Source organism: Hymenobacter edaphi, assembly GCF_003258365.1.
GTDB lineage: Bacteria > Bacteroidota > Bacteroidia > Cytophagales > Hymenobacteraceae > Solirubrum > Solirubrum edaphi.
On the sequence record NZ_QHKM01000002.1, the window covers coordinates 469,332 to 495,657 of the forward strand.

The following is a 26,326-nucleotide window of genomic DNA, read 5'->3' on the forward strand; positions in this document are numbered from 1 at the left end:
GGCCGGGACGTGCTGCCCGCTCCGGGCCCGCCGGCCGCGTTACCCGCTTTACCCCGCTACCTATGAAATCCGCGATTCTTGCCCTGGCGGCCTTCGGGCTGCTTGGTTTTACGGCGCTGGCCCAGCAGGAGCCCGCCCGGCCCGTGGTGCGCATCGACGACGCGGTGCTCAAGCCCGCCCTGGCCAAGGCCATTACCATGACCGATATGTGCGGTGAGCTGTACCCGCACGCCCAGCGCGTGGCCGATGTGGCCGCCCTCAACGACATCGACGCGCAGTTTGTCGGCCGCGCCGCCATCTGGTGGAACAACACCTACGACACCGACGACGACCAGCGCCACTTTCAGCGGGCCTTCCGCGTGACCGACACGCTGCACCTGGCCCACCCCGACCGCATCGTGCAGGCGGGGGTGATGGAATTCATTGCCAGCAAGAGCGGGGGCGTGCTGGGCAGCTCCAACGCCAGCAACATCAAGATTCCGAAGTGGGTGTGGGACGCCTGACTGCCGGACGGCCCGGCCTGGCCCGACCGGAATTTCATCATCGAAAACATTGCCTACGAGCCGGGCAGCCCCTACGACCCGACTAACAATCCGGGCTTCGATTTCGCCGTGCCCGACGTGACCAAGCTCGAGGCCCGGATGTGGCTCTACTACCGGGCGTGCAGCTACCTCGCCTCCGACATCGAAGCCCTGCACATGGGCCAGTGGAACCTGGTGGCCAGCCGCGACGCGGCGGGCCTGGACGGGGCCGCGCCCTACGCGCACACCAAGGAGCTGTTCGACAAAATCCGCGCGTTTGCCGCCAACGGCGCGCCGGGCTTCGCGCAGCCCAACCAGCGCCGCGGCGCCCGCCGGGGCTTCGTCGTGCTCGATTTTCACAGCCGAACGCCGCTGCTCTACGGCGCCGGCACGCCCGCCGAGCAGGACTTGTTCGACTTTTATTCCTACCCCATCGGGGCCAGCGAAATCGTGACGGGCGGCCCCACGGCCGTCAATTCGGGCAATAGCTTTTACGCTTTTCCCGTCTGGGGCATCACCATGGTCAACAACTCCTGCGCCGCCAAATACAACGGCGGCGGGGCCCTGGGCAGCCCGCGCAACCCGCGCCTGTTTCTCATCGAGCTCGACAACAGCGAGAGCGAAGCAGGGGCGCCGCGGCTACCGCAGCCCGGCGAAAATCCGCAGATGTGGGGCTGGGACCAGATTACGTGGTTTGCCAAGCAGCCCTGCGCTTACCGCAGCGACTGGCTGCGCTACGCCTACCTCTGGCTGAAGCGCAACACGCCCGGCACCTACCTGGAAATGCCCGGCCGGCGCGGCCTCTCCGCCGACTGGCTGCACCGCCAGTACCAGTTCAACGACACGCGCCGCGCCGCGCCCTACAGCGTGTGCCTGGCCGCCCCGAACGTGACGCTGGAGCAGCAGCGCATCAAGGAGCTGTGGCGCGGGGAGCACGACACGTACTTCCCGCTGGCGCCCGTGGCCGACCGCAGCACGCCCGGCGCCCTGCCCGCGCACCGCTCGCTCAGCAACGTGGCCGTGGAAGCCGACGGCTCCGTTTACTGGGTCGACGCGGTGTCGGGGGGGCTGCGGCACGCCACCTGGGAAACGGACGCGGCCGTGCCGTACTGGCACATCAGCGACATTCCGGCCATCCAAGACGCGGCGGGCGACCTGCTGTTTCAGGCCCCCGGTCGGCTGTTTTACCGCAGCAAAGACCACCGCATCAAGTACGGGGAGTGGTCGGCCGAGGCCGGCTGGACAAGCTACTCGACCGGCAGCGCGGCCAACGACGTGCCGGCCAACGTGGCCGGCTCGCTGACGTTTGAAGCCAACGGGCTGCTCCACCGCCGCACCAATGGCGCCACGCTCTACTACCGCAGCCTGCGCAACACGCTCGATTACGTGGAGCAGGCACCGGACGGAACCTGGCGCCACGGCTCGGTGGCCGTCGGCGGCACGCCCGAGCACGTCGATGCCGTCGACGGCGCCATTGCCTGCCCCGCGTCCGGCTCGCTGATCATCGTGGCCAACCGGCAGCTGCGGGCGCTGAACCGCACGCCGGCCGGCTGGGAGGCGGTGCCCGCACCCCCGCTGCCGGCGCTGAGCAGCGTGACGGTGGAAAAGACCGACGCGGCCAGCTCGAACGTGATAGTGTACTGCGTCACCCCGGATTACCACGTGGCCTTCGCCCGCTACAGCCACGCGGCCACGGCCCCGCGCTGGGACTCCACTTACCTGAGCGGCCACGGCACCATCGCGGCGGCCGGCAACGCCTGGGGCGACATCATCGTCACCGGCAACAGCCGCCTGGTGTACCGCGGGGCCAACAGCATCAACAGCGTGCGGTGGTGCGACGGCTGGCTGGTGGAGCGCTACGACGGCGTGCAGAACTGCGAGTGGGGCCTGGCCCGGCAGGCCGACAACAGCTTCTACTACGTGGGCAAGCAGGGCGAGGTGTGCTGCCTGCGCTGGGACGCGCCGGTGTGCTCGGTGGCCTGCGTGCCGCCGGGCCGTCCGCCGCGTCAGAAGCCGCCCAGGAAGTGGCGCTGGTGGTGGCAGTAAGGGCCGGGGTACAATCAGCGCGCATCAGCGCTCCAGCAGGGCCTGGCCGATGGCGGTGACGTCCTCGGCCGCGTTGGCCAGAACGACGACGCCCCGCTGGTGCTGCACATCGAAGCCGACAAATGAACGCGCCCCGCCCGTGCCGCCGGAATGATGCCAGTAGGTGCGGGCGGGCTGCCGCGCCATGCGCCAGCCCAGCGCCATGGCGTGGTCGGGGCTGCGGAACGTTTCCTGGTGGCTGAGCTCAATGGCCCGGGCGAGCGGGGTGCGCACCTGCCCCAGCTGCGCCCGCGTGTAGCGCACCATGTCGCGCAGCGTCGACTTGACCGCGCCCGAGCCCTGCAGCGCGGCCAGGTGCCAGGCGGCGGTGGGGGCGCCTTTTTCGTCGTAGCCCTGGGCCAGGCGGGGCCGGGCCGCGTCGGGCAGCTCCAGCCAGGTATCGGGCAGGTCCAGGGGGCGGCAGAGGCGCCGGCGCACCAGCTGCGCGAAGCTGCGGTGGGCCTGCCGGGCCAGCAGGTGGCCCAGCAGCCCGGCGCCCAGGTTGGAGTAAGCGAACTGGCTGCCCGGCCGCTCGGCGGGGCGGTAGCGCATCAGAAAGCGGTAAAGCGAATCCGGGCCGTAGTGGCGGTAGGGGTCGGCCGGGTCCACGGACCCCTGGTAGATATTGGCCGGCAGGCGCGGCAGGCCCGAGGTATGGTTGGCCAGCGTCAGCAGGGTGATGGGGCTGCCCTGGTAGGCCAGGGTGGGCAGGGAGTCGGGCAGGTAGCGGTTGACGGGGTCGGGCAGCCGCATCTGCCCGCGCAGCACCTGCCGGGCCAGCAGCAGCGCGGTAAACGTCTTGGTGACCGAGCCAATCTCGAAAATCGTGGTGCGCGGGTCGGGCAGGCGGCCACTGCCCCGCTGCACTTCGCCGTAGCTGTAGCAGCGCACCGTGCCGCGCTCGATGACGGCCAGGGCCAGCCCGGCCGTGTGGCCCTGCTGAATGTAGGGCCGCACCAGCCGCTCCACCAGGCTGTCGGTGCCCGTCGCCAGCGGGTTGTCGGTGGGCACGCGGCCGGCCTTGGTGGTTCTGACCACCGGCTCGGGCTTGAAATGAAAGCGCACGATGCGGTCCTGCTCGTCGAGCTGCAGAAACAGAATTTCCGTTTCGCGCTCAAAGCGGGCGGTGTAGGTCAGGCCCTCGGCCTGCGCTTCCCGAAACTGCACGGTTTCCCACGCCCCGGTCTGCACGTAGAACTTGCGGGTGCCCGCCGCAAACGCCGCGGCGCTCATGCGGGCCTGGTAGGCGGGGGCCGTCAGGGCGTAGAGGTTCAGCGGGTCGCCGGTATTGAAGGCCGCCAGCAGCCGCTGGCTCACGGCGTCGTAACGGGCCCGCAGCTGCTGGGCCTGGGCCCGCGCTGCCGCCGGCAGGCAGCAGCCCAGCAACACCGGCAGCAGACAACGCAGAAGAAGGGCTGGCATAGGCGGTGGCGTAGAAAAACAACGGGCGGGGGCGCGGCCCCCGCCGGCGGCGGGCCTAAAGCTAACCGTAGCGCGGGAGTTGGCACGTCGCGGGGCGGGTACGGGGCCAAGGCGCCGGCGCGGCGCCTAATAAAAACCGGCTCGACGCTTCGTCAGCCCGGAATTTGCTGGCACCTTTGAGGTCCACTTTCCAAGAGCAGCAAGTGATGAACGCAACGGAACAAGAAGAGCGGGAATACCTGGAGGAAATCAAGGAGAAGCTGACGCTGGCCATCCGGCGCGTCGACGAGGCGGTAAAGCAGTTTTCCGACGAGCTTCGGCAGAAAAAGCAGTACATCCACGAGCACCAGTCCGGCATGGACGACGCGGATATGGTGGCCGCCGGGCAGTCCATCAACCGCATGGCCTTCACGGGCGAGGCCGCCGTGTCGCGCAAGCGCAAGCTGCTCAAGCTGGGCCAGTCCCCCTACTTCGGCCGCCTGGATTTCACCACCCCGGACGGGGCCACGACGCCGGTGTACATCGGCGTGTACTCGTTTCTGGACGAGCGGCAGCGCCAGAATCTGATCTACGACTGGCGCGCCCCCATTTCCTCCCTGTTCTACGACTACGAGCTGGGCGAAGCCGCCTACACCACCCCGTCCGGGGTAATTCCCGGCCGCATCGACCTGAAGCGCCAGTACCGCATCCGCGACGGCCGCCTGGAATTCCTGCTCGACAGCGGGGTGAACATCCACGACGACGTGCTGCAGCGCGAGCTGGCCAAGTCTTCGGACGACAAGATGAAGAACATTGTCGCCACCATTCAGCGCGACCAGAACGCGGTCATCCGCAACGAGGACGCGTCGGTGATGGTCATCCAGGGCGTAGCCGGCTCGGGCAAAACCTCCATTGCCCTGCACCGCATTGCCTTTTTGCTCTACCGCTTCCGCGAAACCATTGCGGCCAAGGACATCCTCATCATTTCGCCCAACAAGGTCTTTGCCGACTACATTTCCAACGTGCTGCCCGAGCTGGGGGAGGAGCACATTCCCGAGCTGGGCATGGAGGAGCTGGCGGCCGACCTGCTGGGCAGTCAGTACCAGTTTCAGACCTTTTTCGAGCAGGTATCGGCGCTGCTCGACCACCACGACGCGGCCTTTATCGAGCGGATCCGGTTCAAGTCGACCTTCGAGTTTCTGAGCCAGCTGAATCAGTATCTGCTCCACGTCGAGAACAACTACTTCAGCCTCAGTGAGCTGCGGGTGGGCCGTACGGTGGTGCCCGGCGCGTTTATCCAGCAAAAGTTCAAGGCCTATCACCGGGTGCCGCTGCTGAAGCGCTTCGGGCAGGTGGCAGGCGACGTGCGGGCCTACGTGCGCGACAAGGTCGACCGCAAGCTCACCGGGCCGGAAAAAGCCACGATTGGGGAGGGCATTCCGCGCATGTTCCGGTTCAACAACGTGCTCGACTTCTACCGCGACTTTTACCGCTGGATCGGCCGGCCCGAGCTGCTGAAGTTCGACCACCAGCGCCCCCTGGAGTACGCCGACGTGTTTGCCCTGATCTACCTGCGCCTGCGCCTGGAAGGCATCGAGGCCTACGACCGGGTGAAGCACCTGCTGGTGGATGAAATGCAGGACTACACCCCGGTGCAGTACGCCGTGCTGTCGCGCCTGTTCTACTGCCGCAAAACCATCCTGGGCGACGTGAGCCAGACGGTGAACCCCTACAGCGCCTCCTCCGCCGAAACCATTGAGCGCGTCTTCCCGCAGGCCGACATCGTGAAGCTCTACCGCAGCTACCGCTCGACCGTCGAGATTACGGCCTTCGCGCAGCGCATCACGCCGAATCCCGACATCCTGCCGCTGGAACGGCACGGACCGGAGCCGGTGGTGGCGCACTACGCCGGCCCGGCCGAGGAGCTGGCCGCCATTCAGGCGCTGATTGCGGACTTCAAACGCTCCGGCAATCATTCGCTGGGCATCATCTGCAAAACCCAGCGCCAGGCCGAGCAGGCGTGTCAGGCGCTGCAGGCACCCGGCGTGCACCTGCTCACGGCCGAGTCTACGGTCTTCAAGGAAGGCGTCATCGTCACCACCGCCCACCTGGCGAAGGGCCTGGAATTCGACGCGGTCATTGTGCCCTTTGCCTCCGCCCGTACCTACAAAACGGAAGTCGACCGGAGCATGCTCTACGTAGCCTGTACCCGGGCCATGCACCAGCTCACGCTCACCTATTCGGGGGAACTCACCGGCTTTCTATCCGCCTGACAGGCTGCGGCCCCGGGCCGGTTTTTTCAGCGGCGGCCCGCGCTGCGCCCCCGAGCGGCGGCCCGGGCCGGTGAGCAGGGTGCAGCGCGGGGGGAGAAACAGCACGGCCGCGTTTCCGGGCAGGAAACGCGGCCGTTGGTGGTAGCCGCGACGGGAATCGAACCCATATCAAGCGTTTAGGAAACGCCTATTCTATCCGTTGAACTACGCAGCCGGTTTTGGGGACCAGCAAAAATACACTGAAACTCTGGCGGGCCCAAATGCCAGCGGGGCCGAACACGGCAGGGCTTTCGGGCTGGCTTCGCCATTTGGTAACGCGGGCGTGGTATCCGGGGCGGCGGCGGGCGCGTATAGGCGGGGTGGCCTGCTGTTTCTCCAACCCCCTCCTGCATGGGTCTGCTCGATGACCTGCGCGCCGCGCGCCGCGCGGCGGGCCGGCGGCACCCGGCGGCGCCGCACCTAGCGGCGGCCGATGACACCCAGCCCGCGCTGCTGCTGATACCCGACATCAGCGGCTTCACGCGCTTTATCGCCGAAGCGCACCACCCGCAGGCCCCGCACCTGGTGGCCGACCTGCTCGAAATTCTCATCGAAGCCAACGGCCTGGATCTGGAAGTGGCCGAAATTCAGGGCGACGCCATTCTGTTTTACCGCTTGGGCGAGCCGCCATCGGTGGCCGAGCTGGTGGAGCAGTGCCGCCGCATCTTCCTCGATTTTCAGAACTACCTGCAGCTGGTGGCCCGCGACACCAGCTCGGAGCTGGCCGCAGCCCTGCACGAGGCGGGGCTCACGCTCAAAATCATCGGGCACTACGGCCGGGTGAGCGTGGCCGATATCCGGGAGTTTCGCAAGCTGCTCGGGCGCGACGTGATAGTGGCCCACCGCCTGCTCAAAAACAACGTGGCCGGCGCGGAATACGTGCTGCTCACCGAGGGCTACCTCAACACCCAGCCGCCGGCCGAAGTGGCCCGCTGCTTTGCCTGGACGCGCCTGCAGCGCAGCGCCACCAGCTACGAGTACCTGGGCGAAATCCGCTATTTCTACGCCTACCTCACGCCCCTGCGCCTGCTGGTGCAGGCCGAAATCGACCAGGGCAAGCTGCCGGTGACCTGCCGCGTGAAGGCCCAGCACGTAGTGGCGGCGCCCGTCGGGCAGGTGCTGCGCGTGGTGAGCAGCCTGCCCGAGCGCCCGCGCTGGCTGGCCGGCACCACCGCCGTGCACTACGACGCGACCAAGGCCCACCGCCCCGGCGCCAACTACAAGCTGGACCTCTACGCGGGCCAGATCGACCTGCAGGTGGTGCAGCGCCTCGAAACCGACGGCCACATCGAATACGTGGAGAAAGTGGCCCACTGGCGGCTGTTTCCCAACGCCCTGCTCTTCTTCCGCCTCGAAGCCGTGGACGACCGGCACTGCCTCGTCACGATGGAAGTGCGCTACGGCCACGTGGCCAGCGCCCACCGCCTCATCCGCAAGGGCCAACTGCAGCGCCTGCGCCGCTGGCTGGGCCAGTCGGTGCGGCAGCTAGCTGCGCTGTGTGAGGTGGTGAAATAGTGAACGGGTGAGTTGACGCTCAGGCATTCAGAACGTCAACTCACCCGTTCACTATTTCACCACCTCACTACCTACGCCTTATATAGCAGCACAATGCCGAAGGCCAGGGCGGTCAGGATCAGGCCGACCATGAAGATGGTGTAGCTCACGCGCAGCAGGCGGTACTTGCGCGACAACACTTCGCCGAGGTAGTAGATGTCGGTTATCATGTTGTTGTAGAGCAGGTCCCGGTCGCGCATCAGCTCGTGCATGCCGTCCTGGAAGTGGTCGAGGCTGAGCTTGGTGAAGTTGCCGAAGAAGAGGATGTTGACGCGGCGGTTGGTGGCAATCTGCGGGGAGCGGCGCAGCCACTTAAAGGCCGTCACGTCGGGCTGGGCCGAGAGAATGGCCGTGACGACGGAGCCCAGCGCGGTGGCTACCAGCAGGCCCATCGGAATGGCCAGCACCGGGTTTTTGGTGAAAGCCGGCCCGATGGTGGAGGTTTTGGCGCCGAGGTAGGTGATGATGACCGACAGCAGCACCGTGTTCAGGCTGATCATCATGTTGGCCTTCTGGTCGGCCATCTGCGAGAGGCGCTGGTGCTGGCTGTAGGTGGAGCGGAACATGGTTTCCACCCCGCGCTTGCCTTCGGCGTAGCCCTCGGCCTCTTCGGCCTTCTTCTTTTCCTTTTTCTCCTGCTTTTTCAGCGACTTGCGCTGCTCCTTGATGTTTTCCTTGAGCTGGTCCTTGTAGCGGGCCTTGCCCGCCTCGCTCAGGTACTTGTGCTGCAGCAGGAAATCCAGCTGAAATTCGGCCCACTGGGCGTTGGTGTACACCTTGCCCTGGGTGGCTTCCCACTCGGTGCGCAGCAACTCGGCGTCGGCCAGGCAGTCTTCGCGGCCGAGGTTGCTCATGTCGGCGTCCACCAGCAGCTTGGCCAGCTCCGTGTCGCGCTTTTCGTCGCGGTGCGTGGCCCGGATAGTGTCCTTAACGAGGGCAATGCGCTCGGCCGGGTAGTTTTTTTCCGTCAGCCACTGCTCCGCCAGCTCGATGCTGCGGTACTCGTGCCCGTCGTACTTGTCGATGTAGCCCGTGTCGTGAAACCAGGCGGCCAGCACCAGGGCCTCCTGGTCGGGGGCGGCCAGCTGGGCGGCCTGGCCCAGCGCGGCGGCTTCCTTGGCCACGGTATTGGTGTGCTTGAAGCTGTGGTAGACCAGCTGGCGCGGCAGTTTTTCATCGAACAGCTGCTCGACGTACGCTTTGGCTTGCTTAATGATTTCGGCCTTGGCCGGTTTCAGGGTCGGGGTCGGTTCCATTGAGAGAGGGGCGCAGGGCGGCGGCAGCGCCGCGCCAACGGCATTTCAACGCAACTGCGCCCGCCGGGTTTGGCCGCCCGGTCCGAACCTCGCCAGCACGCGGTGCGTATCGGCGCCCAACGCCAGGCGGCCGGCCTGCGTATCGGGCAGTGACGAGCCCGCCGCCCGGGGTGGCCCGGCCCGCTCAGCCGCTCCTCTTACCGCACCTTCTCTCTCCAATCCTCGCTTATGAGCCGACTTCTCCTGACTAGCTTCCTGATGCTGGTCGGCAGCCTGGGGCCGTGGTTTTCGGCCCACGCCCAAGGCACCAAAACCCAGACCGCCCACCCCGAACGCCCGAATTACCGCGGCATCGGCAAGGACTGGGAAAAATCGACCCCGCCCGACAGTACCCGGCTCACCTACACCGTGTTTCTGATTGGGGACGTGGGCAAGCCCGCCCCGCAGGCCCAGGGCGGCGAACCGTCGCTGAACTTCCTGCGCCGGCAGATCATGAAGGCCAACGAGCGGAGCACCACCGTTTACCTCGGCGACAACATCTACGAGTACGGCCTGCCGCCCAGCGGCGCGCTGGACCGCAAGGTGTCGGAGGAGCGCCTGATCGACCAGATCAACGTGCTGCGCAACTACAAGGGCGAGAAGTACATGATTCCGGGCAACCACGACTGGAAGCAGGGCCAGAAAGGCTCGCTCGACCAGGTTATCCGGGCCCAGAACTTCATCGAGGACTACATGAACAAGGACTCGGCCGCCTTCACGCGCACCGGGGCCTTCTACGTGCCGGCCAACGGCTGCCCTGGGCCTTACGAAATCCTGGTGCAGGACAACCTGGCCATCATTGCCATCAACTCGCAGTGGTTTCTGCAGACCTCGGAGCGGCCCTACGGGGCCAACAGCGGCTGCGGCGTGGCCAACGAGGCCGACTTCTTCACCCAGCTGGAGGATTTGATGGCCAAGCACCGCAACAAGAACGTGGTGGTCATTGCCCACCACCCCATCTTCTCCGACGGCATCCACGGCGGCTACTTCACCCTGGCCGACCACCTGTTTCCGCTCAGCATCGTCTACAAGTACGCCTTCATCCCGTTCCCCATCATCGGCTCGGTGTACCCGTTTGCGCGCAAGTACGGCGGCATCTCGCAGGACATTCCGCACCCCTTGTACCAGCAGTACAAGAAGGGGCTGATGGATATTTTTCAGAAGTACCCGAACACCATCTACGCCGCCGGGCACGAGCACAACCTGCAGTACTTCAAGGTCGGCGACCTGCACCAGATCGTGTCGGGCTCGGGCTGCAAAACCCAGCACGTGCGCACCGGCCGCGACGGCGAAGCCCTGTTTTCGGACAAGGAGAAGGGCTGGGCCCGCGTGAACTACTACAACAACGGCGAGGTGTGGCTGGAATACTGGATTCCGAATGACAAGGGCGAATCCGGCCGCGTCGTGTACCGGCAGGCCCTGTACGCCAAGCAGGCCATTGCCGGCGACGCCCCCACCGGCCCCGACCCGTTCAACGTGGACATCAAGGGCCGGCCCAACTACAAGGACTCGACGGTGACCGTGGCCGTGAATCCGCGCTACGCCGAGCGCAGCGGCCTGCACAACGCGTTTTTTGGCAAGCACTACCGCGCCGAGTGGGCCACGCCGGTGAAATTCCCGGTGCTCGACCTGGCCACCGAGAAAGGCGGGCTGGAGCCCTACCGCATCGGCGGGGGCAAGCAGACAGCTTCGCTGAAAGTGCGCAACGAGGAAGGCCGCAACTACACCATCCGCGGCCTCGACAAGGACCCCTCGGCCGTGCTGCCGGAGGCCCTGCGCGAGTCGGCCGCCAAGGACATTCTGCAGGACCAGATTTCGGCCCAGCACCCCTACGGCTCCATCGTGCTGCCACCGCTGGCCGCCCGCGCCGGCATTTTGCACACCAACCCCGAGCTGCGCTACATCCCGCGCGACCCGCTGCTGGGCCAGTACCTGGCCCGCTTCCAGGACACGCCCGCGGCCTTGGAGGAAGACGCCAAGGACGACCAGAGCAACGTGGCCTCGCTGAACTTCGCCACCAACCTGGTGGGCACCGACAAGGTGCTGGAGCGCATGCGCCAGGACAACGACAACCACATCAAGGGCAAGGCCTTCGTCCGCTCGCGCCTGTTCGATATGTGGATTGGCGACTGGGACCGGCACGAGGACCAGTGGCGCTGGGCCGAAAGCAAAAACGAGGACGGCGACCGGACCTTCACGGCCGTGCCCGAAGACCGCGACATTGCCTTCTTCAAGGGCGACGGGTTCTTCCCCTGGCTGGCCCGCCGCAAGTGGGCTATTCGCAACTTCCAGGATTTCGGCGAGGACTACGCTGACTGGAAGGGCCTGAACCTGACCGCGCTCAGCAATGACCGCGTGTTTCTGGGCGAAATGTCGCGCAAGGACTGGGTGGAAACCGCCGAGGACATGAAGCGCCGCCTCACCGACGCGGCCATCGACTCGGCCCTGCGCACGCGCTGGCCGGAGGCTATATACAAGCTGCACGGGCCCGAAATTGCCGCCAAGCTCAAGAGCCGCCGCGACCTGCTGCCCGAACTGGCCAACGACTACTTCGAGCTGGTCAACCAGAAAGTGGAGGTGAAGGGCAGCGAGAAGCAGGAACGCTTCGTGGTGCAGCGCCTGGAGGGCAACAAAACCCGCGTGCTGGTGAAGAAGGTCAACAAGGACGGCAAGACCACCAAAACCCTCTGGGACCAGACCTACAACGGCGACATTACCAAGGAAATCCGCCTCTACGGCTTCGCCGGCAACGACTCTTACCGCGTAACCGGCGCCGAGCCCAGCAGCATCCGCCTGCGCATCATCGGCGGCATCGACCGCGACACCATCGTGGACCAGTCGACCAAGGGCGGCTCCTTTCTGCGGCCGCACTCGGTGCAGGTCTACGACGCCGACTCGGGCAACGTCATCACGCCGGGCCCGGAAACGCGCCTGCGCCTGGAGCCGGGCACCGAGGTAAGCCAGTATGACTACCCCACCCGCACCAACAAGCGCGACTACAAGCTGCCCTACTTCGGGCCGGCCGTGTACTTCGGCTACAACGTGGACGACGGCGTGTTCATCGGCGGCGGCGGCACGCTGCGCACCTACGGCTTCCGGCGCGAGCCGTTTGCCACCGAGCAGACGCTGGTGGCCAACTACGCCCCCGCCCGCCAGGCCTACAACGTGCGCTACACCGGCGTCTTTACCGACGTACTCGGCAAGTACGACCTGCGCATCGATTCCCGCCTCTACGGCCCGCAGCTGCTCTACAACTACTTCGGCGCCGGCAACGACACGCGCAACGCGGCCCAGGGCGAAGGCACCGGCAACCCGCTCGGCAACCGTATCATCAACGACACCTACCGCATCCGCTTCGCCCGCTTCAACTTCTCGCCCACGCTGGAAACCGACGTGTTCAGCTTCCTGAAGTTCGGCATCGGGCCGCAGTACGACCAGTGGCGCATCGACCGGGCGCAGATCGGCCGCGAAATCCAGGCCGGCATCGACAACGGCTTTACCGGCGCCGCCACCGGCATCCGCGAGTCCGATTTCGGCATGAACCGCTACCTCGGCGGCAAGGCCTACCTGAACCTCGACGCCAGCTCCTCGCCCATCAACCCGCGCATCGGCCTGCGCTGGTACAACTCGGTGGAGTACAACGGCCAGCTCAACGGGGAGAAGCTGAAATACGGCCGTCTGGCCTCGGAAGTGCGCTTCTACGTGTCGCCGAACTTCCCCTTCCAGCTCACCTGGGCCGGCCGCATCGGCGCCGCCCGCAACATCGGCGACTACCGCTTCTACCAGGCCAACACGCTGGGCGGCACCACCAACCTGCGCGGCTACCGCCGCACCCGCTACGCCGGCCGCAGCATGACCTACGCCAACGCCGAGGTGCGCCTGCAGCTGTTCACCTTCAACGCTTATTTGGTGCCCGGCAAGTTCGGCATCATGGGCCTGGCCGACGCCGGCCGGGTGTACAGCCGCTACGACGTAAACAAGGGCATCGATGCCTACCACACCGGCTTCGGCGGTGGCATCTGGATCGACGTGCTGAAGCAGGCCGTCATCAACGCTACCTACTCGGTGGGGGAGGAAAGCCTGGTCAACATCGGCTTCGACTTCCTGTTCTAATTCCGGCGGACAAACCGCTGACCAAAGCCGTGGCTACTCCAGCCACGGCTTTGTCATTTTAAACGCGGCTGGCTACGCCCTGCTCCGGGTCAACTTCGCCGAAGCCGGCGGCAACCAAGCTGGTCGGATTTTGAAGGCAGGTGGCGGGGCAGGTCCTTTCTGGGAAAGAGCAATGTCATTGTGGGAATTCAAAGATGGAATATTGATTAATTACTATTATTGGATAAGGCAATCCGACCCTATTCAGGAGGACGTATGTGATAGTTTTTCTTTCCGGTAATTGCACTATAAGGCAATCGATTGTAGTATTTATTGTTAAAAAGCTGGTTGATAGCTATATTTGCGGCTCCCGGGCTGCATACGGGTCGGTATGCTACGGTCGAGTTTTGTCCAGCCTGATTCAGGGCCCGGAAGCGACATAGAAAAATTCCCATTTCGGACTAGTGCAGTCTAAGCCAGTCCGTTCAGCGAGAAGAATCCTTTATCCGGCCAGCAAAACGCTCCATTAATCGAGAACAGATGGCCACGCGCATAGCCCGAGGCTAGTTTTGTTGCCTCCGAAAATGCGCCGGCAGACCTACAAACGCTTTTCCATCCACTCAATATACTTTGCAATGAAAACAGCCTTACGATTAACCATCGGATTGCTGATCTGGCTTGGGGGCACCGACGCGGTGACAGCCCAGACCAGTCCCCGCGGCGCTACTGCGCCGGCTGGCGACCTGGACCGGCCGCGGCCCGTTCGCGCGAGCAGCGGCATGCCCCGGGTATCGGCGGTAACGGTACCCAGCACGGTCGTCAGAGGCAGCGCGGCCGGTACGGGCGCCCGCCCGACGGCGCTGTCGGCCAACGACGTGACCGTGTCCATAGCCAACGACGCCGGCCTGACGGAAATTACGGCCCCGAACGGCACCGTCAGCGGCGGCACGACGGCCGCCAACCGGGCAACGTTCAACACGATTCCCAACGCCTCGACGCAGGGTACGCTGCGGGCTTTCACGGCCGACGGCACCACCTCAATTGTGGTGGCGGCCGCTACGGAATACAACCTGGCCACCTACCCGCGCCTGGCTTTCACGCCCGTCGCGACGTATAGCGGCACCATCAACCTGACGTACAGCCTGCGGCAAAGCGGTGGTACCGTGCCGGCCACGTCGGGCAACGCCAACTACGTTATCCGCGTCAGCACCCCGCCCACGGCCCAAAACCTGACCGCGCTGATCATGCCGGCCAGCTTTGGCATCACGCCCCTGTCGCAGGACTTCGTGGGCGCCGATTCGGACGGCAGCATTCAGAGCTACATCGTCAAGACGCTGCCGGCAAGCGGCATCCTTTACATCACCCGCAACGCCGCCGGCGCTACGATTACGCCCGCGGCCGTGACGGCCGGGCAGTCGCTGACGCCCACGCAGGCCGCCACGCTGGCGTTCGACCCGGCCGCCGGCTCTTTTGGCACGATGCGCTTCACCTACGCCGCCGTCGACAACATCGGGCTGGAGTCGGAGCCGGCGGGCTACGCCATTCCGGTGAGCAAAGCCACCTGCGGGCAAGCCAGCGCGCTGGATTTTGCCACCCGTCCCACCAACCCGGCCGAAAACTGGGCGGTCAACGGCAAAACCGTGACCGTGGACGGCGTGACCATCACGACCGGCGACTACACTACCACTACCGTTAACGGCTCGACTTCCAGCCTGAGCGTGCGGGCCGGCACCAACGCCCCCGGCACGTCGCTGAACTGGGAATCGGATTACGGCTCGGGGACTACCGCGACGCAGATCATCACGTTCAACTTCAGCCGTCCGCTGAAGAATTTCTCGTTTACCGTGTCGGACATCGACCAGTTGGTGGGCAACCAGGCCAACTCGGGCTGGACCGACGAGCTGCAGGTAGACGGCTACGCGGGCGCTTCGGGCGGCACGGCTTATGCCCTGACGAGCGGCGACGTTTCGCTGGGCTCGAACGGGAGCAACACGCTGCTGACCGGCAACCGCATCCGGAGCCAGAACGACTTCAACAACTTCGGCGTCGATGGCAACGTGCTTATCACCTTCCCGGTGGCCATTCAGCGCGTGACGCTGCGCTACCGCAACCTGCAAACCAGCCCGGCCGATCCGGGCGGACAGTTTATCGGCATCCACTCCTTCTCGTGGTGCTCCCAGGCAGATCTGACGACGAGCATTGCGCCGCTGACCTCGCCCATCAACGCGGGCCAGCAGGGCCAGTTCAACGTGAGCTTCGGTAACGCAGCGGATCAGGACGTGGCCAACAACGTGGTGCGGACCGTGCAACTGCCGGCGGGCCTGACCAACGTCGTCGTAGTCGATAACGGTGTCACCATTGCCGGCGCTTACGACGCGGCTACCGGCCTGGTAACCTACCCGGTGCTGGCCACGCTGGCCAGCGGTACCACCCGCAACTCCACCATTACGTTCACGGCGCCGCCTACGGGGCCGGTTTCGGCCACCTCGACCATTGGCTCCGACGCGGATGAAAACGGGGTAACGGGCAATAACACTTCCTCGACCGCCATTGGGGTGAATCCGTTCATCATCAGCGGTACCGTCTTCGAAGACGTGAACTTCGGCGGCGGCGTGGGCCGCAACTACTCGACGGCCAACACGTCGGCTACGGGTTCGGGCTTTGCCAACAACGCCGTCCAGCGTGCCGGGGCGACGGTGGAGCTCTATAACAGCGCCGGCGCACTGGTGGCCACTACTACCACCAACAGCACCGGCTCGTACAGCTTCAACGCGCCGGCGGCCGGCGACTACCGGGTGCGCGTAGTCAACTCTACCGTGACCTCGCTGCGCACGGGCTACACCAGCGCACTGCTGCCGGTGCAGACGTTTGTATACGGCAACGTGAACCGCGTGGGCGGGGAAGCCCCCGAAAAGCAGGACGCCGCCGCCAACAACGGCTCGCAGACGCTGGCTTCGCTGACGGCGGGTACGGCAACGCCGCAGTCGCTGGTGACCATTACGGCCAGCACTTCGGGCGTAACCGGCGTGGACTTCGGCTTTAACTTCGACGTCATCACCAACACCAACGACGCGGGCCAAGGCTCGCTGCGCCAGTTCCTGCTCAACAGCAATGCCCTGGCCAACACCAACCTGTCGCAGACGGGCCTGACGGCCGGGCTGGAAACGAGCATCTTCATGATTCCGGACGGCGTGGCCCACAACGGGCTGCGCAGCGGCTTGGTGAACCAGCTGACCAACGGCGCGGCCACCATCACCCTTAGCTCGGCGCTGCCCAACATCACCGACGCCAGCACCGCGCTGAACGGCTCGACGCAGACCACCAACGTGGGCAACAGCAACGCCGTGGTGACCACGGCCGGCAGCGAATCGACCGGCCCGGAGGTGATTGTGAACTTCGGCGGCACCGACGGCTTTGCCACCACGGCTGCCAACACCCGCGTTATCGGCATGGGCTTCACCAACGCCAATACCGGGGCGGGCTCGGGCTCGGCCGCGCTGCGCGTGGACGCCGGCGCTACCTCGGCCATCATCCAGAACAACACGTTCTACAGCAACGGGGCCAACTTCCGCCTCAACAACGTGGGCGGGGCTACCGTGAGCGGCAACATCTCGCGCAACGCGCTGGCCAGCAACTCGGATGGTATTGAAATGACGGCTTCGTCGAACAACACCATCACCAACAACCAGTTTCTGAACAACGCGGGCTACGGCATCGACTTCATCAGCGGTGTGAGCAATGGCAACACCATTACGGGCAACGTGTTCAGCGGCAACGGCCAGAACAGCAGCAACGGCCAGACGGCCGGCATCGGCCTGCGCGACGCCAGCTCGAACAACATCATCACGGGCAACACCTTCACGGCCAACGTCGGCGACGGTATTTCGGCCCGCGACGGGAGCAACAACGTCTTCTCGCAGAACAGCTTCTCGGCCAACGGCAACCTGGGCATCGACCTGACCACGGGCGCCGCCTTCGACGGCGACGGCGTGACGCTAAACGACGCGGGCGACGTGGACGCCAACACGGCCCAGGCCAACGGCCTGATCAACTTCCCGGTTATCACCTCCTCGACCATCCGCAACGGCAACCTGATTGTGCAGGGCTTCGCCCGCCCGGGCGTGACGGTGGAGCTGTACGTGGCCGACCCCGACGGCACCGGCTTCGGCGAAGGCCAGACCTTCTTCAACAGCTTCGTGGAAGGCTCGACGGCGGACACCAACGCGGGCACGGGCTCCTACTCGGGCCTGATCAACGGCCGCAACCAGGGCACCGACAACACCAACCGCTTCACGGTGACCATCGCGCTGTCGTCGCTGACGGCGGCCCAGCGTACGGCCCTGACGGCCGCCGGCGCCCAGCTGACGGCTTTGGCAACGCTGACCACCAACACCGGCGGCAACTACGGCACGTCGGAATTCTCGGGTAACTCGCCGGTGTTCAACGCCCCGGTGGCCATCAACGACGCGGGCACCACGGCCCCCGCCACGGCCATCACGCTGACCGTGACGACCAACGACCAGAACAGCATCGACCCGGCCACGGTGGCCCTGAACGGCCTGGCGGCCGGCAGCACCACGGCGGTAAGCGTAACGGGCGGCACCTTCCAGTTCCTGAGCAACGGCCAGGTGCAGTTCACGCCGACGGCGGGCTTCACCGGCATTGCCACGGTGCCCTACACGGTGAACAACACCTCGGGCGTGACGTCGAACACCGCCTTCATTACGGTGGACGTGCGTAACCCCAGCATCGACCTCTCGACCACGATTACGGCCCCGGCCAACAACACGGCCATCAACGCCGGCGCGGCCCTGACCTACGTGGTGGTAGCCACCAACGGCACCGCCACGGCGGCCAGCACGGTGGTGGAAACCCTGCAGCTGCCGGCCGGTCTGACGACCAACGGCGGCACCGTGACCATCACGGGCGGGCAGAACTTCGCTTCGGCCAGCTACAGCAACGCCACCGGCCTGGTGACTATTCCGGTGGGCACGCTGGCCGGCAACTCCTCGCAGACCTACAACGTGGCCGTATCGGCCATGCCCGGCACCGGCCCGGTAACGGCTACGGCCAACATCAGCGGTGCCGTGACGGAAACCAACACGGCCAACAACGCGGTGGCCACGACGGTGACCATCAACCCGCGCTACGACGTGGCCACGACCATCACGGGCCCGGCTACGGGCGTGGTGCGCGGCAACGAAATCACCTACACCGTGACGACCAGCAACCTGAGCACCACCGCGGGCTCGGTGTCGCCGGCCCCGAACGTGGTGCAGGTGGTGCAGCTGCCGACCGGCCTGACGGGCGTATTTGCCTCGAACGGCGGTACCTACAACTCGACCGACGGCAAGGTGACCTTCCCGGCCATCGGCTCGCTGCCGGTGGGCCAGACGGTGGTGAACAGCATCAGCTTTGCCGCTCCGGGGGCCAACTTCACCGTGCCCTCGGCCACGGTGACGGCCGGCGCCAGCAACGACAACGCGGGTGACCTGAACTCGCCCTCGGCGGGTACCAACAACAACACGGCGTACCTGAACAACCTGGCCAGCACGGCTGCGGTGACTACTGTAGCTCCGAGCTCCTCGCAGGTGAACGTATACACCAACATCAGCAGCTCGGCTACCAACGTGGCCCCGAACGCCTCGGTGACGCTGACGGTAACGGCCAGCAACGCCGGTCCGGCTACGGCTACCGCGGTAACGGAAACCCTGCAGCTGCCGGCCGGCCTGACGGGCGTGACGGTAAGCAACAGCGGCAGCTACAACCCCAACACCGGTCTGGTGACCTTCACCTCGTTCGGCGACCTGGCTCCGGCCGGCAGCGCCTCGGCCACGGTGACGTTCAACGCCCCGGCGCAGGGCTTCGTACTGGCCTCGGCCACGGTGATGACGACGGCTACCGACCTGGTGCCGGCCGACAACCTGGCCCAGATCAAAGTGGAAGTGGCCCCGGTGGCCAACGTGGCCACCACGCTGGCGGGCCCGACCACGGTAGTGCCCGGCCAGACGGCCACCTACACGGTGACGACCAGCAGCCTCGGCGAGGCGACGGCCGTGGGCGTGGTGCAGACGGTAAGCCTGCCGGCCGGCCTGACGGGCGTGACGGTGAGCGGCGGCAGCTACAACCCCAACACCGGTCTGGTGACCTTCTCCGCCGGCGCGCTGAGCAAAGGCACGACGCAAACCAACTCCATCAGCTTTACCGTGCCCGCGGGCGCTACGAACTACTCGGCCGTAGCCAACGTGAGCACCACGACGCCGGAAACGGTACTGACCAACAACGCGGCCACGGTGGCCACGACGGTGCAGCAGACGGCCGACCTGGTGGAGCGCGTGAGCGGTCCGAGCACGGCCGGCGTCGGCAGCGCGGTGACTTACACGGTGACGACGACCAACAACGGCCCGTCGGCGGCGGCTTCGGTGGTGCCCACGCTGCAACTGCCCGCCGGCCTCGGCACGGTGGTGGTAACCGGCGGCGGCAGCTACGACAACGCCTCCGGCCTGGTGACCTTCAGCACGGTTGCGACCCTGCTCAGCGGGACCAGCACGACCAACACGGCCACGTTCATCATGCCCGACGCGAGCAGCGTCAACGGCCTGGCCCGCGCCACCTCGGCTACGGCCGAGGCTAACCTCGACAACAACTTCGCCTCGGTGGCTACGGCGGGGGCTACCCCGGGGGCCGGCACGGCCAACGTGGGTACCACCATTGCCACCGGCAACACGCTGGTGGCGCCCAACACCCAGATGGGCATCGTGGCCAACTTCACCAACGCCAGCGGCTCGTCGCCGGCCACGAACGTAACGCTGGGCCTGCAGCTGCCGGCCGGCCTGACGGGCGTGACGGTGAGCGGCGGCTCGGGTGGCAGCTACAATCCCACCACCGGCCTGGTGACCTGGGACAGCCCGGGCACCATCAACGGCGGCGCGACGCTGACCGGCTACCAGGTGGTGTTCAACTCGCCGAGCAACGGCGGCACGTTCACGGCCACGTCCTTCATCTCGTCGGCCACGCCGGAGACGACCCTGGCCAACAATGCCAACAGCCTGACCGTGACGGTGGCGCCTTCGGCCGACGTGGCCACGGGCATCAGCGGCCCGACGACCACGCAGCCCGGCGCCACGGTAACCTACGCCGTGACGACCCTGAACAACGGCGTGTCGGCGGCTTCGTCGACGCAGACGGTGCGCATCCCCGACACGGCCACCAACATCGTGGTGCCGAGCGGCAGCTCGCAGGCGGCCCCCGCGGGCGGGTTTATCACCATCACCTTCCCGGCCATCAGCAACCAGCCGAGCGGCGCTGCGGGTCAGGTGACCAACTACGTATCGTTTACGGCGCCGAGCGCGGCCTACTCGGTATCAGCGGCCCTCACGCCCGGCACCACCGATGGCGACAATGCCGGCAACAACTCGGCCAGCATCAGCACGTCGATCAACCGGGCGCCGGTGGCTTACAACGTGGTGAATGCCCTGCAGACGCCGGAAGCCAACACGGCCGCGGCGCTGCTCATCTCGCCGCTGGTAGCTACCGATGCCGACGGCAACACGCTGACGTACACCATCACGGCGGTGCCCGCCAGCACGGTTGGTCAGCTGTTCATCGGCAGCTCGACGACGCCCCTGGCAGCCAATGCCACGGTAACGGCGGCGCAGATCAACACCCTGCGCTTCGACCCGGCAGCCGGTTTCATCGGCAACGCCTTCTTCTCGTACACGGCTACCGATAACGCCACGGCGCCGGCCACTTCGAACACGGCTATCTACACCATCGCCGTGGGTCAGGACGTCAACTCGGCCTACGCCAGCGCCCCGAACCGCGGTGGTTCGGCCAGCAACTACTCCAACGGGGACCTGATCGGCTACCTGTTCGACGCCAACTCGGCCCGCTACGCCGGTACCGGCACGTTCTACAACACGAGCGTGGCCAACGGTACCCTGATTTCGGGGGCTGACACCGGGGTGCGCACCACCACCACCGACGCGGCCGGCACCACCCAGCTCAACACGCTGGGCCTGACGCTGGACCCGGCAACGGGGGAAATCCGGGTGACGAACCGCAACCTGCTGCGCGGCGGCAGCTACACCATCAACGTGACGACGGTGGACGCCAACGGCGGCACCAACACGCAGGCGGTAACCTTCAGCATCGGCTTCGGCCCGCTGCCGGTGACGCTGGTGGAATTCACGGCCAAGGCCCAGGGCGACGCGGCGCTGCTGACCTGGAAGACGGCGCAGGAGAAGGACAACGACCACTTCGACGTGGAGCGCTCCATCGATGGCCTGCACTTCGAGAAAGTGGGCCAGGTAGCCGGCCACGGCAACAGCACGGTGCAGCAGCAGTACAGCTTCACTGACCAAGGCGCCTCGCGCCTGGCCGGCACGGTGTACTACCGCCTGCAGCAAGTGGACACCGACGGCACGACCACGGCTTCGGAAGCCAAGGTGGTGAGCTTCGGCAAGACGGCCGCGGTGGAACTGACGCTGTTCCCGAACCCGGCTTCGGAAACGCTGAACGTTCGCCTCGCCGGGGCCGCCGGTATCAGCCAGGTGACGGTGTACAGCACGACCGGGGCGCTGGTGCTGCAAGGCAAACTGGCGGGCGCGCTGAGCACGGCCTTCGACGTGCGGGCGCTGCCGGCCGGAACGTACCTAGTGAAGGTGCTGGCCGCCAACGGCCAGTCCCGGATCAGCCGCTTCGTGAAATACTAGGGTGGATGGAACCCACGAACGGCAAAGGCCGCTGCTCCGCAAGGGGCAGCGGCCTTTTTTTGGGCCCCTGCGGTTCAGTCCCGGGGCCGATGTAGCCTTTTTGGCGCGTTTGCGTTTAGACCAGCACCGCCCCCGGTTCTCTCACCATTTGCCGCATTTGCGCCCCATGAATACGACTACTCCGCCGCTCCCGTGGCGTCTGGGCTTTGGCCTGGCGCTGGCGTTGCTGAGCGCCACTGCCGGCCAGGCCCAGGACCAGCCCCCGCGCAAGGACCGTGAGCCGGTGCGCACGCCCGTGTACCCGCCGCCGGCCCCGCTGGCCACCGATACCGCCGCCGCCGACCAGGTGGGCCAGAGCCAGGAATTCGCCGTGCCCTCGGTGCTGGGCAGCGGCCCGAGCAAGGGCGTGGTGTTTCACTACGAGCGGCTCGGCGACTTCAGCATCGACACGAAGCTGCGCGACCGGACGCCGGAAGGCACGGCCAAAACCACCGTCACCAAAAACGCCCGCGCCTTCATCAAGGCCTACGCGCCGCTCATCAACCACCCGCACCTGAAGCTGATTCTGGGGCTGAACTACGACCGGGAGGAGTTTAAATTCAAGGACCCGAACGCCTCCAACTTCTACCGCAACCTCGAAGACAAGGGCCTGAAGGTTATCGGCGTGCAGCTGGCAGCCATTCGCCCCGTCGACCAGGTGCACTGGTACATTGCGCGGGTGAAGGGCGAGCTGAACGGCGACTACACCTCGGGCGAGCTGTCGGCGCCGAAGGACTACCTGAAGATGTCGGCCGAGTTCATCTACGGCTGGAAGCGCAGCCCCAACTTTGCCTGGGGTATTGGCGGGCAGCTGGGCTACACCTTCGGGCGGCAGAGCATCTACCCGGTCATCCTTTACAACCGCACCTTTAATTCGCGCTGGGGCGTGGAGTCGCTGTTTCCGGCCCGCGTGTCGTTTCGCTACAACGCCTCGCCCAGCACCCTGCTCTTCGCCGGCTACACCGTCGACGGCTACAACTACAACATCAAGCTGCGCCAGCCGCTCGACAACCAGCTCGAAACGCTTATCCTGCGCCAGACCGAAATCAAGCCCCGCCTGCGCATCGAGCGTGAAATCTACGACTTCATCTGGTTCGGCCTGGAAGGCGGCTACCGCTACAACGCCTCCTTCAACGCCCTCGATGCCGACGGCAACAAAGGCTTCAGCCTGCTGCGCGGCAGCCCGCGCCCCCGCATCATCGACAATGTGGTGGGCGGCGCCCCCTACGCCAGCCTGGAAATCTTCCTGGTGCCGCCGCGCAAGTTCCTGAAGAAAACGGCTAGCAAGTAAGCCGCCGGCGCCCCGTCGTCATTGCCAGGACCAAGGACGAAGCAAGCCTTTCTCGCGGCACAAGCGGCCCGACTGGCAGAATCTCAAAAACAGCCCCGCCCGAAACTGCAGATGCCGGTTTCGGGCGGGGCTTCTTATGGGGTGGCTCATTGGCCAGGACCGATTGCTTCGCTTGCAACGACAGCGGGTGAGCCGTTGGGGGCCTGGGTTACTTCCGCCGCTTTTTGCGCAGGTACTCGTAAGTGGCGTGCTGGGCGCGCACGGGCTTTTCTTCGGCGGCCTCGCGCAGGTACTGGTTTTGCCAGTCGCGCGACTTTTGGTTGTCCTGGCGCTGCAGATCGAGCAGGTGGCGCACTTCGCGGCGCACGTCGGGGTCGTAAAGGGGGAAAGCCACTTCGACGCGCCGGTCCAGGTTGCGCGACATCCAGTCGGCCGAGGCCACGTAGATGCGCTCCTGCCCGCCGTTGCCGAACACGTACACCCGGGCGTGCTCCAGGTACCGGTCGACGAGGCCGCGCTGCTGAATGTTCTCGCTCTGGCCCGCCGCGCCCGGCACCAGGCACGAGATGCCGCGGATGAGCAGTTCCACCCGCACGCCGGCCCGGCTGGCCTCGTAAAGCTTGCGGATCATGCCCTCGTCCTGCAGCGCGTTCAGCTTCAGAATGATGTAGGCCTCCTGTCCGGCGCGGGCGTGCTCGATTTCCACGTCGATGAGCAGGTTCAGCCGCTGGCGCAGTTCGAAGGGCGCCACCAGCAGGTGGCCGAAGGGCGCGGGCGTTTCGCGGGAGCGGAAAAAGTCGAAGATGCGGGCCACTTCGCCGGTTAGCCGCTCGTCGGCCGTGAACAGGCCGTGGTCGGCGTACACGTGGGAGGTGTCCTCGTTGAAGTTGCCGGTGCTCAGGTAGGCGTAGTGCCGCGGGGCGCCGTCTTCCTGCCGCGTGACGAGCAGCAGCTTGGCGTGGACCTTCAGCTCGGGCACGCCGTAGATGACCACCGCGCCGGCCCGCTCCAGCTTCTCGGCCCAGCGAATGTTGGATTCCTCGTCGAAGCGGGCTTTCAGCTCCACCACCACGGTCACGCGCTTGCCGTTTTTGGCGGCTTTGAGCAGGGCCTTGGCCACCTCGCTTTTGCCGGCCACGCGGTAGAGCGTAATGCTCACCTCGGTCACGGCCGGGTCCTTGGCCGCTTCCCGGATCAGGCGCGGCACGTAGTCGAACGACTGGTAGGGGTAGTGGATCAGGTGGTCGTGCTGGGCCACGGCGGCCAGCAGGCTGTCCTCCTTGGCGCGCGGCAGCGAGGGGTGGGGCAGGGCGTTCTGCGGCGGGTACTGCAGTTCCTTGAGCCCGAAGCCCGGGAAGCCGAAAAAGTCGCGGAAGTTGTGGTAGCGGCTGCCCTCCACCAGCTCGTCCTTGCCGATGCCGGTTTTCTGCATCAGGGCGCGCAGCGCGGGCTTGGGCATGGCCGGGTCGTAGAGCAGGCGGGCGGGGTAGCCGGTTTCGCGCTTCTGCAGGCTGCTCTTGATTTTGGCCAGCAGGTTGCCCGAGACTTCCTCCTGAATGTCCAGCTCCGCGTCGCGCGACATTTTGATGCTGCTCACCTCCACCGTCTGGTACTTCGGAAACAGCTCGTGGGCGCAGCAGCGCACCACGTCGTCGAGAAACATCACGTAGTGCTCGGAGCCCACGTCGGGCAGCTGCACGAAGCGGCCGCCGTGGCGCTTGGTGGGCAGCTCCATCACCAGCACACGCTCCTCGTCCTCGGCCTTTTTGCCCTTGGCGTGGCCCGCCAGGTACACGGTGAGGTAAGTCACCTGGTCCTTCAGAAACAGGTGGTGCAGGTTGTCGTCGAGCACGATGGGGGAGAGCAGGTCCTGCACCCGCTCGCGGAAATACGTCTGCACCCACTGGCGCTGCTCGCCGGTGAGGTCGTGCTCCGTGACGAGGTGAATGTGCTGGCGGTGCAGCTCGGGCAGAATCTGGTTGCGAAACGTGTCGCCGAACAGCTCCTGCTGCCGGCCCACTTCGGCCAGCACCTGCTGCAGCTGCTCGGCCGGGTCTTCGCCGAGCTTTGCGCGGGTTTTACGCTTGAGGTTCTGCAGGCGGCGCAGCGTGGCCACGCGCACCTTGAAGTACTCGTCGAGGTTGGAGGAGAAGATGGCCAGGAACTTCAGGCGCTCCAGCAGCGGCACCTCGGGGTTCTGCGCTTCCTGCAGCACGCGGGCGTTGAAGGTCAGCCAGCTTTGCTCGCGGTTGAGCAGCGTCGGTTCCGGGGGCAGTGGGGTGGTCAGGGCGTCGGGCGGCATAGGTGGTGAAATGGTGAGGTGGTGAACTGGTGAGTTGATGTTCGGGAGGCCGAGACTGCGCATTACGTGCAGTCAGAACGACACTCCCCAGTGCACCACCTCACCAGTTCACCGTCAGTCTTCGTGGTTTTTCGGCGAGTCCACAAAGTACAGCTCGGCGTTGTGGCGGTGGACGTCGGCCCACCGGTCGGTCTGAAAGTGCAGGCACACCACGGCGGCCGTTGTCATTTCGTGCACGGCGCTGGGCGAGAGGTAGTTCACCGTGTCGGTGATGGTGGGGTTGTGGCCCACCAGCAGCACGCTGTTGGCCTCATCGGGCAGCTCCTGCACCAGGCCCACCAGGCGGTCTAGGTCGGCTTCGTAAACGCCGTCGAGCACCTGAATGCGCTCGGGCGGATAGTTCAGCTCTTTGGCCACCAGGGCGGCGGTGCTCAGGGCCCGCACGGCCGGGCTGCTCACCAGCAGGTCCAGCTGCAGGTTGCGCGCGGCCAGGGCCTGCCCCATCTGGGGCGCGTCGGTGCGGCCGCGGTTATTCAGGGGGCGTTCTTTGTCGCTGAGCCCGTCGAAGTTCCAGCTCGACTTGGCGTGGCGCATCAGGTACAGGATTTTCATCGTGGGGAGAGGTAGCAGTAGCGCGCTTCTTTACTGGCCCCCGGCGGAAATGGTTATCCGGCGGGGCGGGCTTCCAAAGCAAAACCCGCCCCGCCGGAGGCGGAGCGG

General features: G+C 65.9%; 11 protein-coding genes and 1 tRNA gene. 7 read left to right on the forward strand and 5 right to left on the reverse strand.

The annotated features are described in order from the left end of the window. The first annotated feature begins 62 nt into the window (after positions 1-62). The gene (locus DLM85_RS09565; RefSeq protein ID WP_111477879.1) at positions 63-503 is read left to right on the forward strand and encodes a hypothetical protein; all 441 of its coding nucleotides are present in this window, start codon (positions 63-65) and stop codon (positions 501-503) included. A 108-nt stretch (positions 504-611) separates the two neighbouring features. Continuing rightward, positions 612-2,567 carry a hypothetical protein gene (locus DLM85_RS09570; protein ID WP_111477880.1) on the forward strand — a complete coding sequence of 652 codons (1,956 nt, stop codon included), beginning with the start codon at positions 612-614 and terminating at the stop codon, positions 2,565-2,567. Between the two features lie 24 nt (positions 2,568-2,591). Here the strand turns inward: DLM85_RS09570 and DLM85_RS09575 are convergent, their stop codons facing one another. Further along, complete coding sequence (locus DLM85_RS09575) at positions 2,592-4,028, reverse strand: serine hydrolase domain-containing protein (RefSeq protein ID WP_133256993.1); 1,437 nt, start codon at positions 4,026-4,028, stop codon at positions 2,592-2,594. 206 nt (positions 4,029-4,234) lie between these two features. On the opposite strand from DLM85_RS09575, the gene DLM85_RS09580 reads away from it, so the two are divergent. Then, on the forward strand, positions 4,235-6,280 hold the full coding sequence (locus DLM85_RS09580; RefSeq protein WP_111477882.1) for a HelD family protein: 2,046 nt from the start codon (positions 4,235-4,237) through the stop codon (positions 6,278-6,280). A 139-nt stretch (positions 6,281-6,419) separates the two neighbouring features. Here DLM85_RS09580 and DLM85_RS09585 read toward each other — a convergent pair. Then, positions 6,420-6,494: transfer RNA gene (locus tag DLM85_RS09585), tRNA-Arg, on the reverse strand. A gap of 176 nt (positions 6,495-6,670) precedes the next feature. Between DLM85_RS09585 and DLM85_RS09590 the strand changes: the two genes are divergently transcribed. Next, entirely contained in the window at positions 6,671-7,834 is a 1,164-nt protein-coding gene (locus DLM85_RS09590) for a DUF2652 domain-containing protein (protein WP_111477883.1), read from the forward strand. A gap of 71 nt (positions 7,835-7,905) precedes the next feature. On the opposite strand, the gene DLM85_RS09595 is transcribed toward DLM85_RS09590, so the two are convergent. Further along, positions 7,906-9,129 (reverse strand): Pycsar system effector family protein, encoded by a 1,224-nt coding sequence (locus DLM85_RS09595; protein ID WP_111477884.1) that lies wholly within the window; start codon positions 9,127-9,129, stop codon positions 7,906-7,908. A 228-nt stretch (positions 9,130-9,357) separates the two neighbouring features. On the opposite strand from DLM85_RS09595, the gene DLM85_RS09600 reads away from it, so the two are divergent. The 3 genes from DLM85_RS09600 (at position 9,358) to DLM85_RS09610 (ending at position 23,304) form a co-directional block, all read left to right on the forward strand. Continuing rightward, positions 9,358-13,281 (forward strand): BamA/TamA family outer membrane protein, encoded by a 3,924-nt coding sequence (locus tag DLM85_RS09600; protein ID WP_243635911.1) that lies wholly within the window; start codon positions 9,358-9,360, stop codon positions 13,279-13,281. A gap of 614 nt (positions 13,282-13,895) precedes the next feature. Then, positions 13,896-21,974: a right-handed parallel beta-helix repeat-containing protein gene (locus DLM85_RS09605; RefSeq protein WP_165822077.1), complete on the forward strand. Its 8,079-nt coding sequence runs from the start codon at positions 13,896-13,898 to the stop codon at positions 21,972-21,974. Between the two features lie 166 nt (positions 21,975-22,140). Next, a complete protein-coding gene (locus DLM85_RS09610) occupies positions 22,141-23,304 on the forward strand; it encodes a DUF6268 family outer membrane beta-barrel protein (RefSeq protein ID WP_111477887.1) in 1,164 nt (387 codons plus the stop codon). 208 nt (positions 23,305-23,512) lie between these two features. On the opposite strand, the gene ppk1 is transcribed toward DLM85_RS09610, so the two are convergent. Continuing rightward, positions 23,513-25,606 carry a polyphosphate kinase 1 gene (gene ppk1, locus DLM85_RS09615; RefSeq protein ID WP_243635912.1) on the reverse strand — a complete coding sequence of 698 codons (2,094 nt, stop codon included), beginning with the start codon at positions 25,604-25,606 and terminating at the stop codon, positions 23,513-23,515. Positions 25,607-25,720: 114 nt separating this feature from the next. Continuing rightward, positions 25,721-26,218, reverse strand: a complete 498-nt coding sequence (locus tag DLM85_RS09620) for a SixA phosphatase family protein (RefSeq protein ID WP_111477888.1) — start codon at positions 26,216-26,218, stop codon at positions 25,721-25,723. Between the last annotated feature and the right edge of the window lie 108 nt (positions 26,219-26,326).